The 13091-nt window shown below is 40.9% G+C and carries 8 protein-coding genes and 1 pseudogene; 2 read left to right on the forward strand and 7 right to left on the reverse strand.

Annotated features, from left to right (window positions below):
- Positions 1–64 precede the first annotated feature (64 nt).
- From B4H39_RS10130 to ligA, 6 genes are all read right to left on the reverse strand, one after another.
- Positions 65–2365 (reverse strand): glycoside hydrolase family 65 protein, encoded by a 2301-nt coding sequence (locus tag B4H39_RS10130; RefSeq protein WP_251423721.1) that lies wholly within the window; start codon positions 2363–2365, stop codon positions 65–67.
- Positions 2366–2653: 288 nt separating this feature from the next.
- Positions 2654–3046, reverse strand: a complete 393-nt coding sequence (locus B4H39_RS10135; RefSeq protein ID WP_251423718.1) for an RDD family protein — start codon at positions 3044–3046, stop codon at positions 2654–2656.
- Positions 3047–3156: 110 nt separating this feature from the next.
- The gene (locus B4H39_RS10140; RefSeq protein WP_251423715.1) at positions 3157–4140 is read right to left on the reverse strand and encodes a LacI family DNA-binding transcriptional regulator; all 984 of its coding nucleotides are present in this window, start codon (positions 4138–4140) and stop codon (positions 3157–3159) included.
- A gap of 138 nt (positions 4141–4278) precedes the next feature.
- Positions 4279–5415, reverse strand: a complete 1137-nt coding sequence (locus B4H39_RS10145) for an ABC transporter ATP-binding protein (protein WP_251423712.1) — start codon at positions 5413–5415, stop codon at positions 4279–4281.
- 232 nt (positions 5416–5647) lie between these two features.
- The gene (locus B4H39_RS10150; protein ID WP_251423709.1) at positions 5648–6652 is read right to left on the reverse strand and encodes a diacylglycerol kinase; all 1005 of its coding nucleotides are present in this window, start codon (positions 6650–6652) and stop codon (positions 5648–5650) included.
- A complete protein-coding gene (gene ligA / locus B4H39_RS10155; RefSeq protein ID WP_251423724.1) occupies positions 6649–8610 on the reverse strand; it encodes an NAD-dependent DNA ligase LigA in 1962 nt (653 codons plus the stop codon). The genes B4H39_RS10150 and ligA overlap by 4 nt, the downstream gene beginning before the upstream one ends.
- A 260-nt stretch (positions 8611–8870) precedes the next feature.
- Between ligA and B4H39_RS10160 the strand changes: the two genes are divergently transcribed.
- Both B4H39_RS10160 and B4H39_RS10165 read left to right on the forward strand, forming a co-directional pair.
- The gene (locus tag B4H39_RS10160) at positions 8871–9965 is read left to right on the forward strand and encodes a PASTA domain-containing protein (protein WP_251423704.1); all 1095 of its coding nucleotides are present in this window, start codon (positions 8871–8873) and stop codon (positions 9963–9965) included.
- On the forward strand, positions 9962–12103 hold the full coding sequence (locus tag B4H39_RS10165; protein ID WP_251423701.1) for a transglycosylase domain-containing protein: 2142 nt from the start codon (positions 9962–9964) through the stop codon (positions 12101–12103). Before B4H39_RS10160 ends, B4H39_RS10165 begins: the two co-directional genes overlap by 4 nt.
- 223 nt (positions 12104–12326) lie before the next feature.
- Here B4H39_RS10165 and B4H39_RS10170 read toward each other — a convergent pair.
- Positions 12327–13091, reverse strand: a pseudogene (locus B4H39_RS10170) (hypothetical protein); the annotation flags it as partial.

Genomic DNA, 13091 nt, shown 5'->3' on the forward strand with positions numbered 1-13091 from the left:
TTGCACTTAAATTATAAATTCAAGTTTGAAAAACTCCTTTATTTTAGAGGCAGAAATGCCTAATTTATAGCGTAATTGTTAATGTGTCTTCAAGATTCATGATTTGATCTTGATGGATAAATTGCAGAGCAGGTCCTTCTGCTTTTGTCAGAACCATTTTTCCTTCGCCAATTTCAACAGAAATGGCTTGTCCTTGGTAGTCGAAACCATATGATAAATGAGACCAAGCTTGAGGTAGATTTGGTTCAATGCGTAGCTCACCTTCAATCATACGAACGCCGCCATAGCCAAACACCACCATTTGCCATATCCCTCCTAAAGATGCTGCATGAATGCCGGGGTCAGAAGATTTCATATATTCTCCCATATCAATATTTATCGCTTGCTTAAAAAAGTCATAGGACTGATCAAGCTTGCCTAAGTCCGCAGATAAGATAGCGTGCGTCGAAAGCGACAGCGAACTATCGTGTGTCGTTTTTGGCTCATAGTAATCAAAGTTCTTAAGCTTCAACTCCTTCTCGAACAATCCTTCAAACAGCAACATGAGCAACAGTACATCGGCTTGCTTGGTCACTTGGAAGCCATTGACTTGGTGCAAATTATAGTCGTGGAAGAGCCCATCAACGCCATCTGCTGATTTATACTTGGTCAAATCTAGCTCAGGCTTGCTTAAATAGGTATCATCTTGTGGAATAATACCAGCACTTGTAGGCTGAGGCAAGAAAATTTTATCAACCTTTGCTTTCAGATTTGCCTTTAACGCTTCTAAGTTAAATTCCTTATCTAATCTTGCATAGACCTCAGGTTTTTCAGCCTTCAAATGTCCAATTAAATCAATAACATAGGAGATGTTCCAGTGCGCCGTGTAGTTCGTATAAGCATTATTATCAATTTCTTCCTTATACTCATCCGGCCCCATAACATTTGTGATGACATACCGGTCATTAGGAGAATCGTATTCCAACCTTGAAGCCCAGAATTTAGCGGTATCTATCAATATTTCATAAGCTTTTTCATTTGCAAAATCCTGATTTCCTGTCACATCGAGGTATTGTTTTACCCCAAAAGCTACATCTGAGGTGATATGTTGCTCAATAAAACCAGATAAAATTTTCATGGCCTTTCCTGTTACGATATCCGCTGCTCCCCAGACCGGTGTCACTTCGCCATCTGTAGGCCAAGCGGCTTCCCATGGGTATTGAGCGCCTTCGTAACCATTGTCAGCAGCCTTTTTATGGGCACCTTCTAATCCTAAATAGCGATAGGTCAGCAACTTCTCGGCAATTTCTGGATGCGTAAAAGTAAAATAAGGCAACATGAAGATTTCTGTATCCCAAAAGGTATGCCCTTTATAACCTTGGCCGGATAAGCCTTTAGCTCCAATATTCATCCTCTCATCATGTGCAGGTACCATGCTATGTAAATGATATTTAGCAAAACGAATCGCCAGTTGGTCACGCGGGTGGTCAGAGGTTATTTTTATAGGATGTTTTTTCCAAATCATCGCCCATGATTGAGCAGATTCAGCGAGCAGCTCTTCAAAACTTTGTTTTTCCAAGTCCTGAAGCTCACTTACAGCCACATTGCGCATATTTTGAATACTGTGGTTGTCGCTATCATTATCAATACTGGTATAAATAGAAGCACGCTTCTCTAAGCTGACTTGCTCATTTTCTGCAAGTTTAAAATCAAAGTTCATAGAGAAACTACGTCGTCCAATTTCGGGACGCGTTGTTGCTGGGACACCTTTCAATTCATGACAAGCTGAGATGACAACATCCAGTTTACGGTGCGTGGCTTGTGGACACATTTGTAAAATCTTGCCATCAACAAGTCCCTTCTCACCTTCCGTAAAATGTTGACTTCCTTCATTCGAGACTTGACCATTGATACCTGTTTTGATGCTAATGGAAACAGGGGAACCAAGATTTTCGATATGAACTTGTGAAGCCATAAAGTGCCGACGTTTTTTCGAAATGAATCGTTTAAAGGTCATCTTTAGGGACACATCGTCTTTAGACCAACTTACTTCTCGCGTGAGAAGACCCCTTTTTAAGTCCAGTGTTTTTTTATAAGCCTCAATTTTTCCTGTCAACAGAGAAAACGGCTGTCCATTAATCTGAAAATCCATGCTCCAAATATCGGGGATATTAGGCAGCTCAGTGACTTCATTTTCATCAAAATAGTTGAAAGTTCCTGACACGAATGTATCCCTGCTTTGACCGACATAAGACTCTTCCTCTGCAGCGCGCGAGCCGACATAACCATTCCCCAAGCACATAATACTTTCCGTTTTCCCGAGATAGCGAACATCGAAGCCCTCTTGGCTAATTGTCCAATCTCCATAAATCATTTTTGCGCTCATTTGTCTATTAATCTCCTTACTAAAACGTTTTAGTTTTGGCTGAAAAATTATTTGTCAAAATAGTGTTGGTTCCTGAAAACAAGGATTACTGCTCCTAAGAGCAAAATACCCAAAATCAAAATAAGAGGAATGTGCCATATCGGACTTGTTATTAAAAATAGAATCGTATAAAACACATAGGCCTTTAAATAATATTTAGGATCATAATTTTCTCGATAATACCACGCAATACCATAGCTTACAAGTACCGTAATTATCAAAGGTAATATTAAGGACCATGTTGATAAGTTATCTACCATTGATAATCACCTGTCCCTTTCCAAGCCAGTCATGTAAAAATTGACCTCTTAAGCTATAAGTCACAAGACTCACGATAATAAAGAACCAACCAGCTAAAGGCAGCAAATATAAAATCTTAATGCCCTCTCTTTGTGCGACATCTGCTAAATTTTTTGAAAAAGCTTGTACACGCAACTTGGCAAAATATTTACCAATGGTTTTTCCCTCAAAGCTTGTCACTGCCAATACGTTGTAGATGATGAAAATCAATGCTGCTATAAGTTGATTAAAGCTATCCAGTCTTCGAAATAAACTACTGCTTATAAGTAAGACTGGCAAATAGATAATGATGAGATCAATCATACTGGCTAAAAGCCGTTGAATCATGAGTAAAAATTTCATTTCTGCCTCCTAAAACGGTTTAGCTAATTACAGTATAATGTAACCGCTGTCATTTGTCAAGTGCTTCTGGTAAATTTTTTTACTTTTTAATCAAGAAAAAAGTACACTCACTAGAATTGTGCACTTTCTCTAACAATAATTTCATAAGGGACCAGCCGCTTTCTCACTCGTCCCTCTTCTATCTGTTCAATGACATCCGAAACAGCATTTTTTGTAATTTCACTAATATTTTGTCTTACCGTACTTAAAGTTGGCGTAATATATGAGGCCAAGGTGATATCATCAAAGCCAACAACAGCAATCTCGTTCATCATCTGACGTTGAATTAATGCTTTAATAATTCCTATTGCCATCAAATCACTCGCTGCATAGATAGCATCAAATTGTGTCAAATCAGGATATTCACAAATTAAATCAAATGCTTTTTGTTCTTGATAATCGGCATAAAGGACATATGGCTTATACTGTCCTAACCCTTTTCGATACCCAGCTTCACGTGTTTGCGAAACCACAGCTTCTTTAGACCCATTCACAAAAAGAATTTTCTTATAGCCTGCATGAATCAAGCGTTCCGTCACTTCAATCGAAGCACCATAGTTGTCGACAGCTACTGATCCGATATTCAAATCATCCAGAGCAAGATCAATTCCTACAATGGGTAAGGGTAAGGCGGACAGCTCTCCATAATACGGATCCGAGGTCCGTAATCCTTGAATGATAATACCTGAAATATCATATTCTCGAGCCAGCTGCAGGAGAGACTTTTTTTCCTGTTTTTTACGATCTGTTGGGATAAACATGAATTCATAATCGGTTTGGTCAACACTATCAATGACTCCTCCCAATATTTCGAGAGGCATCGCAACGCCACGTGTCACATTTATTTCGTTCAAAACAAGTGCAATGATTTTCTTTTTTTTGGTGGATAAGTGCCGCGCTGCACTATTAGGAGTGTACTCTAATTTTTCGGCTGCAGCAAAAACTTTCTTCTGAGTTTCTTCGCTGATATCCTCGTAGCCATTAAAGACGCGAGAAACCGCACTAATGGACACACCTGCAGCTTTTGCCACATCTTTAATAGTTATTTTTTTCATCTTTCTCCTCGCACAAACTGCTTTCATCATAGCATTTTTCCTACGCACTATCAAGAACTAAAACGTTTTTTTACTCGCCAAGAAAAAATGCCCTCTCTGGGCATTCTTACATATTCTACATCTTGTAAATAAATTTATTTAGTCTTCAGCAATGCGCACTTCTGTTTCCTTATCAAAGAAATGTGCTTTATTAAGATTAAGTGTCACAGTAATTTTTTCGCCAGGCTGACGGAAGTCTCTTGCTTCTACACGAGAGACAAGTTCTGTATCTCCTGCCTTAAGATAGAGCATTGTTTCTGCTCCTAAAAGCTCTGAAACAGTCACTTCTGTCTCTATTTGGGCGCCAGGATAAGCTTGCTCCGCAATGCTTGAAGCTGAGATATCTTCGGGACGAATACCCATAATAACTTCCTTAGAAGAGTAGCCTTTTTCCTTCAAAAGCTTATGCTTACCTTCTGGCAGCAGCAAACTGATGCCATCTCCTTTTAGCGTATCTCCCTCAACTTTTAAATTTATAAAGTTCATGGCTGGGCTGCCGATAAAGCCAGCAACAAACTTTGTCGCAGGTTCATTATAAAGTTCCTGAGGTGTTCCCACCTGCTCGATACGCCCAACTGTTCCTGACTTATCTGCATTTGGTGATGCACTCATGATAACGATACGATCAGCAAGAGTCATCGCTTCTGTCTGGTCATGTGTGACGTAGATTGTAGTTGCACCAATGCGACGATGAAGTTTAGCAATTTCTGTACGCATCGAAACACGAAGCTTTGCATCTAAGTTAGACAGAGGTTCATCCATGAGAAAGACCTTGGCATCACGGACAATAGCACGTCCCATGGCTACACGTTGGCGTTGTCCCCCAGACATATCAGCGGGTTTACGATCAAGAAGATCTGTCAGTCCAAGAATTTTAGCTGCTCCTTCGACCCGCTGTTTGATCTCTTCCTTTTTATATTTACGGAGTTTAAGCCCAAAAGCCATATTGTCAAAGACTGTCATATGTGGATAAAGCGCATAGTTCTGGAAAACCATAGCGATGTCACGATCTTTTGGCGCAACATCATTCATCAGTTTTCCATTAATGGTAAATTCTCCCTCTGTGATATCTTCGAGTCCCGCAATCATACGCAATGTTGTTGATTTTCCGCATCCTGATGGTCCAACAAAAACGATAAATTCTTTATCTTTTACATCTAGGTTAAAATCTTCTACAGAATATTGAGTAGCATTGGGATATTTTTTGTAAACTTTATCTAATTTAAGTGTTGTCATTGTTTCTCCTTCATCTTTTTATATTTGATACTATATTCATTTTAATGCAAACGCTTCCGTCAATCAATGTAAAATCTGTACAAAAAAACTGTACATTATGCACAGTATAATTTGTTATAGCGCGACAATATTTGGTGCGGTTGACCCTCATGCCAAGTATCCACTTGTTCTTCTGTTGTTCGTTACACCTATGACTTAGTTCCCAAACACACTGTTTGACGAAGTACCTTTGTTATTCACTTTCTTCTTTGAGTTGCTCAGCTTCTTCTGCAAATTTTTGGGCAACAGCTTCTAAAGCTAGACCTTTCTCATCATCTGAATAATGATTATTATTAATTTCATCAAGATTAACAAAAATTTCGATATGACCATGAAGGTTGGTGAAGGTTACTGGTGCGTCACCGCAGTATTCACCATCTACATTTATCATCATCCTTTTATCTGTGAGTGGTTCTATCTTTATTTTGCTCGCTTTCAAGTATTCAATATTCACATCGTCAACATGACTGCCCTTAATAACCATGGAAATCAAGGCGAGTAGTTCAAAAAGATTGTCTGTTTTCACTAAAATCAGTGTAAATAGACCGTCATCTAATTTTGCATCAGGCGCAATCTTCTCAAAGCCACCAACAGAGTTTGTTAGGGCAGCAAAAAACATGGAAATTTCACCTTCAAATACGCCGTCATCATAAGTCACTCTGACCTTTTGTTTTCTAATCTGTGGCAGAAGATCAACACCTTTTGCTAAGTAAGCCAGGTAGCCAAAAGCAGTTTTCAGTCGACTCGGCACACTATAAGTGAGTTCTGTCAGACTACCTCCGGCAGCAATATTGATAAAGTATTCTCCGTCATTGACTTGACCTACATCTATGTTTAGCGTTTGATTTTTGCCAATCATTTCAACGGCAGCCAAGGGTTTATTTCGAGGAATTTTGAGTGCACGCGCAAAATCATTGGTCGTTCCAGTTGGAATAATCGCCAACTTGGGTCTTTTTTTAAAGGGAGAAATTCCACTGACAATCTCATTGATTGTTCCATCACCACCTGCTGCCACAATCAGGTCAAAACCCATTTTAGTCGCACGTGCAGCCTCTTTCTGAGCCGACTGTGGCTCAGGGGTCGTTTGAAAAGCAGAAACCTCATATCCAAAACTTTCCAGCTTGTCCAAAATGTCAGCCACATTTTTCTTGATAATTTCCTGTCCACTGCTCGGATTGTAAATCAATCTTGCTTTCATAAATTCAGCAACTCCTCTTCTGACCAGACTTCAATGCCTAAGTCTCGTGCCTTAGTTAACTTTGAACCCGCATCTGCACCTGCAACAACCAGATCCGTCTTCTTAGAAACTGATCCAGCAACATTTGCCCCCAAAACTTCTAATTTTTCTTTAGCTTCTGTTCGTGTCATTGATGTCAATTTTCCAGTTAATACAACTCTTTTTCCTGATAAAATACTGTCTGTTTTTGGTTTAACACCAAGATATTCAAAATTTACACCAGCTTCTTCTAATTCATTGAGTAAAAGCTGTGCACCTTCTGTTGCAAAATATGTCGTTACTGCTTTTGCAATTACCGAACCTAAACCCGCAATTTCTGAAATTTCTTCCAAGTTTGCTTGTGATAAACGACGAATGTTACCAAAACGTTCAAGAAGTAACTTTGCTGCCTTTGCCCCCACATGACGAATCCCCAAACCAAAAAGAAGTTTCTCTGCTGAATTTCCTTTTGAAGCTTCAATGGCTGCCAGTAATTTTGTAGCGGATTTTTCTTGAAATTTGTCCAAGGCTAATAATTCATCCAGCTGTAACTTATAAATATCTGCGACATCTTTGACTAAAGAATTGGTAAAAAGTTGTGTCACGATAGATTGACCCAAGCCAGAAATATTCATGGCACCTCGGCTGGCAAAATGAATGAGTTTCTCGCGATTCTGTGCAGGGCACAGTGGATTGATACAGCGTAAAGCAACTTCATCTTCAAAGTGCACAAGTTCAGAAGCACACTCTGGACAATATTTTGGAATAACCATCTCCACAGAGTCCTTGGGACGCTTATCAAGCAAGACACGCTGCACAGCTGGGATAATATCACCAGCTTTATAAATCATTACTCTGTCTTTCAGACGGATGTCTTTCTCTTTGATATAGTCTACATTATGCAAGGTTGCTCGCGACACTGTTGTCTGTGCTAAGCTAACAGGTTCCATATTAGCTGTTGGTGTCACGACCCCCGTCCGTCCCACTGTCCAATCCACAGACAAAATCTCGGTTTCTGCAAGCTCTGCCGGGAACTTATAAGCAATGGCCCAGCGCGGCGCTTTAACTGTAAAACCTAACTCCTCTTGTTCTGCGAGATTGTTAAGCTTAACAACGACACCGTCTATGTCATAATCCAAAGTATCTCGCATAGTGGCAACACGCTCAATAAAGCTCCAAACTTCATCAATATTTCTCGCAAAAACGCGTTCTTTATTAACAACTAGACCTAGCTTTTCCAGATACTCTAAAACTTCTTCCTGCGTTTCGTTTGTCGCAGGACTGGCCTCTTGATAAAGGAAAGTTGCTAGACCACGCTTACTCACTTCTTTGGTATCCAATTGACGAAGGGTGCCAGCCGCGGCATTTCGGGGATTGGCAAAAGAAGTTTTGCCTTCTAATTCACGTTCTGCATTAAGTTTTATAAAGTTTTTCCGAGGCAAGTAGGCCTCACCACGCACTACGATATCGACAGGTTCCTTCAAAACAAGAGGAACGTCCTTGATTCTCTTAACATTTTCTGTGATATTTTCCCCGACAGTTCCATCACCGCGTGTCGCTGCCGCTACAAGCTTCCCTTCTGCATATTTCAAGGAAAGTGAAAGACCATCTATTTTTAATTCACAAATGTATTCAGGTTTCGGAATAACTTTACGCACACGTTCGTCAAAATCTTCTAACTCTTCACGTGAAAAAGCATCAGACAGACTGTAGAGATTGTATTCGTGCTGATATTTTTCAAATCCTGCCAAGACAACATCTCCGGTACGGTGGGTCGGAGAATCCGCACGTACCAAGTGAGGATTTTCTTGTTCCAGTGTCTCTAGCTCACGATAGAGACGGTCATACTCCGCGTCTTCTACAGAGGGCTTATCCAAGGTATAGTATTCGTAAGCATATTTATTTAATAGCTCCGTTAAATCTTTAATCTTTGACTCGATATTCATACAAACAATTCTATCATATTTTTCCTTTTCCTCTGAGCAAGAACAGTTGCTATACCACTCAAGAAGCATAACATTATCGAGCCAGAACTATCCTATGCTAAACCTCAGCAGATATGCGATGAAAACGGCCATTTTTCCAGCAAAAAAACTGCATTCCTTTCCTCCACTTGCACTTGATGATTGTTATCTTGCATGGTGTGATATAATGGAGGAGCTTAATGCCTATATTAAGCTTAATACTTATGAGGTTTTAGATGAAAAAACAAGTCTTCAACAAAGTTATTATTGTACTGGTCCTTCTTTTGAGCGGCATTATCATAATCGCTGGACTACTCGGGCGACAGATTCTCTTTCGCGACTATCCTGTCTTTCAGTCAATGTCCCAAAAAGAAATTATCGAAACAACAAATATCCGACCTGATGATAACGACTATATCAAAAAATTAAAAAATAATGCTCTGGATGTCTATCTGAGCAATGCATCCAGTGAACTCGCTGAAAATTTAATGGTTAATGAAAAACTTATCAACCGTATCATAAATGGCGAAATGTCTGAGGAGCAGTTCTCTCAGAGTCAAGAGCAGCTACAGCAAGCTCTTGGGGCAAGCGATGAGCAGATGACTCAACTGTCTCAGATTTATGAAAATGCTCGCCTATCTCGCGCCGTTCAAGAGCTTCAAGCGGATACGGGGTCTTTAAAAGCAGAACAGCTTCCTCAATTTATTGAAAAAGCAAATCAGTTGGCCCAACAAACTGAAAAAAGTATTCAATCTTACATTGAGGATGAGGATGCTGTTTCTCAATCAACCATTATAGACTCTATTCAGACACTCCACCAAGCAAATGCTCTTCTCAATAACTTTACTCAGTTTGTGAATTACACAAACAGTTACAGTACAATTAGCCGTCTTCAATTTAGCCAAATTGCGACTGACAATACGCTTATGGAGGACTTTATTCCTGTTTTCAATAAAGTCAACACATATTTGAGCAAAAAAGAAACCGTTGAGGCACGTATCAAAGAGTTAACTGCCTTTCAAAAGAAAATCGAAAAATCAGAGCAATTAAAAAGCGCCAGTGTTGTTCTCCCGAACCTGAAAGGAAAAACTTTGGCTGAGGCGAGGAAAATTGCCCAGACAGATTTTCAGATTAAAGTTCCTACACAGTTTGAGGATAAAGATACAGCGATAATCACTCAGCAAAGTCCTGCTTCTTCAGATTATACACGGATTATGAAAGGGCAAACTGTCACCGTTCAAACACGAGAAAAAGAAAAAACAGACTCAAAAACGGATGACAAAACAGAAGCGAATAATGATGATGATAAAAATAAAGGAGAGGAAGAATGACTAAAAAAAGAATACTCCGTGCCCTATCCATTTTTTTCCTTGTCCTTTTGTTTTTCACAGCTGTTGGCGCCGTTGGTGCCGTTTATCTCTTGGATAAGGAGTCGCACAATGCTCACAGGATCGAACTGAAACCTTCACCGCAAGCGATTTCTCAATCTTTTACAATCACAGATATTAATGGAGAAGCTCTTCAAGAGTCCTCAAATATTTACAAATACATTCCCGCACAACTTTCCGGTAAGGACCAAAACATTCCCGAGCTTTATACAAAAGCATTAGTGGCAGTTGAGGACAGTGACTTCTATTCCCGTAAAACCAAGGGTTATTCAATAAAAGGCGTCAGCAATGCGATTTTGTCTGAAGTCCTCACGCGTTTACACCTTGCACGTGGTCCACGTGGTGGCTCAACCATTGATCAGCAGTTAGCCAAAAATATTGCTCATGGCGGTTTTAACGCAGACAAATCCCTTTCTCGTAAAATTGTTGAATTAATTGATGCACATAGCCTTGCCGAACGTTATTCGCGCAATGATATTTTGACAAGTTATCTTGACACCCTGCGCTTAACTCCCGATACTATTGGACCAGGAGCAGCTTGGAATAACCTTTTTTCCACACCAATGATGACTGACGAAAGGACTCCCCTCTACATTGCACAAATTGCATACTTAGCGGGCCTTGGACAAGCTCCTTCGACTTATGTTCAAGATTTTTCAGGCGCTGGGAAGCAACGCGCACTCACTGTCTTGGCTGTCATGAAGTCTAGCAAAATTATTTCTGAGCAAGAATACAAGGATAGTGCTGAAGCAGTAAAAAAAGAGCTCAAACTCAATCCAAATTATACCCAAGGCATTCCTCATGCTTATCAAGCTTATATCGCTCAAGTCCAAAAAGAGCTTGGACAGCTGGCCTTGCCAAGAAATGCTAAAGTTGTCGTCAAAACCTATGCCACAAAAGGGCATCTGGATTATCTAGAAACTGTAGCCAACCATACTGCGCCCGATGTATCTAATATTCCTCGTAATGAACTGCCTGAGGGGGCTCTAACAGCCATCTCTGTGGTTGACACCAAGACAGGACATATCTTAGCGCTCAATACAAATTCGGATAATCCACAGCTTCCTATATCCTCTGTCCGATCTTCTGGTTCAACAATCAAGCCACTGTTAGACTATGCTCCAGCGCTTGAATATGGTTATATTAACGAAAACAGCATTCTGAACGGTAATGCGACAACTTACGCGAATGGTAAACCTTTGATGAACTACGGCGGCAAAAGTTATGGTCCAGTCCCAGCAAGTTTTGCTCTCGGAAATTCTTTGAACTCTGCTGCACTTCAAACTTTTGATATGACTAATGACGATCAAAAAAATAGTATCATGCGACCTTTAGGTATTGCCTCACATCACTATGATCAATCACATTCAATCAGTTATGATTTCTCACCTCTACAAGCTGCTTCTGCCTACTCTGCTATTGGAAATGATGGTGTACGTGTCGTACCTACTGCCATAGCTTCTGTTAGTGTGAATGGTCAAGAAGTTCCCCTCAACCAGCCTGAAGCGCAACGCGCCATGAGTTCTTCAACAGCGCGCGCGCTGGTCAATCTCATGCAAAATGTGACACAACCCAACGGTTCTGAGCCCCTAGCTGCCCAGCCACAATGGCCCAACGCCTTTGCTACAAAGTCCGGACTTTCTAACTTCCCGGAGACTGCCACAGAACCTGCCCGTAGCCAAGGTGCTCCTGATGCTTGGATGGCTGCTACATCAACTGGTGTTTCTACTGCTGTTTGGGTAGGAAGCCCTGATATGAGTGGTAAATATTATATCCCAGCCGCCCCAATCGAACAAGAAAACAACATGCGTGTTTACCTGCTCAACAATACCATCAGATTTATGAATGAGGGCAGAAATATAACTCCGTTCGCTTTCTCTGGTACAGCACTGCCGCACACCCCTCTTTTACCTGAGTTACCCCAGCTCGTTTCTCCTCCCACTCCTCAAGCGATTCAACAGGCAAAAGCATTCAATGCTACTGCACCAACTGTTACTCCGAAACTTGAAGAATTTTATCAGGCACATCGGCAAGACAAACTTGTCGAAGCTCGCTCAGTTTATGGGGCTAACGAGGATTGATGACTCATATCATAAAAAAACAGCCCCACTCTATCATACAGGCTTAAGAAGCGCCAAGCCAAAACAATGAAAACTCGCGGAATAACGGCATACAAGAATGCTGTTTTATTCCGCGAGTTTTTTATGGCTTTGGGTAAAATCAACTCACTATGACTTTTATCCCAGACTTTTTCCTTTTGTAATTTTGGTTAAGGGAGGCAGGTTTCTAAATTTTTGTAACAGATCAGTTTCCTTGATTGATAATCAGAGCAGGACGCATGCTACCAGTAGAATTCGCAATACCTATAGAATCTGGTCCCGCGAATCCTCCACGGTTTCCTACACGCCAAGCCCGTCCTGGAAGCCATGGAGTACGTGTCCACCACCAGCCTAACGCTCCATGTCCACGTTCCAAGGCGGTAGGAAATCCTCGCCCTGGACCTGATAAGCGTAACACATCTGCAACGGAAAGAACAAAAGCACGAGGACTACCACTTGGATCAATCTCAGTCACATCATTTGCAATATTAAGGGCAGCAAGGTTAGTAATCATCCACCGACTTTCATCATCATCCCAAATAATGTCTTCAGGAAGAAGCTGACCTGTGTCAAAGCTATCTGACACGGGTTGAACCATGTCCTGAACTTCCTGGGAAAGTGTGCTATACCAATCGTCCATAGCTCCTTCTTGATTGTAAAAGTTAATATCACGTATCGCATCATCCCGAATAATCATATGGTTTCCGTTATCCATATCTTCAAGATAGCGGTATCGTTCCCCAGCCATGGTAAAGATACGACCTGGACGCATGGTCGAAAAGTCAAAGGCTGCTGGTGCACTGTCTTCGTTAGGCAGTGGGTTCGGGCCGTCATCATGCATGGCTCCATTCTGGATACCACGGAGGAACTCTGCCAGATCCGCATGGTGTTGCTCCCCATCATTGAGGAACTCCTCATGCTGGTCAGGACTGACTAAGCCACTCTCAACATGAATCCCATAGTAGTAAAA

Source organism: Lactococcus sp. UBA7128 (assembly GCF_002492185.1).
Taxonomy (GTDB): domain Bacteria; phylum Bacillota; class Bacilli; order Lactobacillales; family Streptococcaceae; genus Lactococcus; species Lactococcus muris.

Bases quoted from the DNA above. Each gene is read 5' to 3' on its own strand.
- B4H39_RS10130 (WP_251423721.1), bottom strand. From the start codon at position 2,365: ATGAGCGCAAAAATGATTTATGGAGATTGGACAATTAGCCAAGAGGGC.
- B4H39_RS10135 (WP_251423718.1), bottom strand. From the start codon at position 3,046: ATGAAATTTTTACTCATGATTCAACGGCTTTTAGCCAGTATGATTGAT.
- B4H39_RS10140 (WP_251423715.1), bottom strand. From the start codon at position 4,140: ATGAAAAAAATAACTATTAAAGATGTGGCAAAAGCTGCAGGTGTGTCC.
- B4H39_RS10145 (WP_251423712.1), bottom strand. From the start codon at position 5,415: ATGACAACACTTAAATTAGATAAAGTTTACAAAAAATATCCCAATGCT.
- B4H39_RS10150 (WP_251423709.1), bottom strand. From the start codon at position 6,652: ATGAAAGCAAGATTGATTTACAATCCGAGCAGTGGACAGGAAATTATC.
- B4H39_RS10160 (WP_251423704.1), top strand. From the start codon at position 8,871: ATGAAAAAACAAGTCTTCAACAAAGTTATTATTGTACTGGTCCTTCTT.
- B4H39_RS10165 (WP_251423701.1), top strand. From the start codon at position 9,962: ATGACTAAAAAAAGAATACTCCGTGCCCTATCCATTTTTTTCCTTGTC.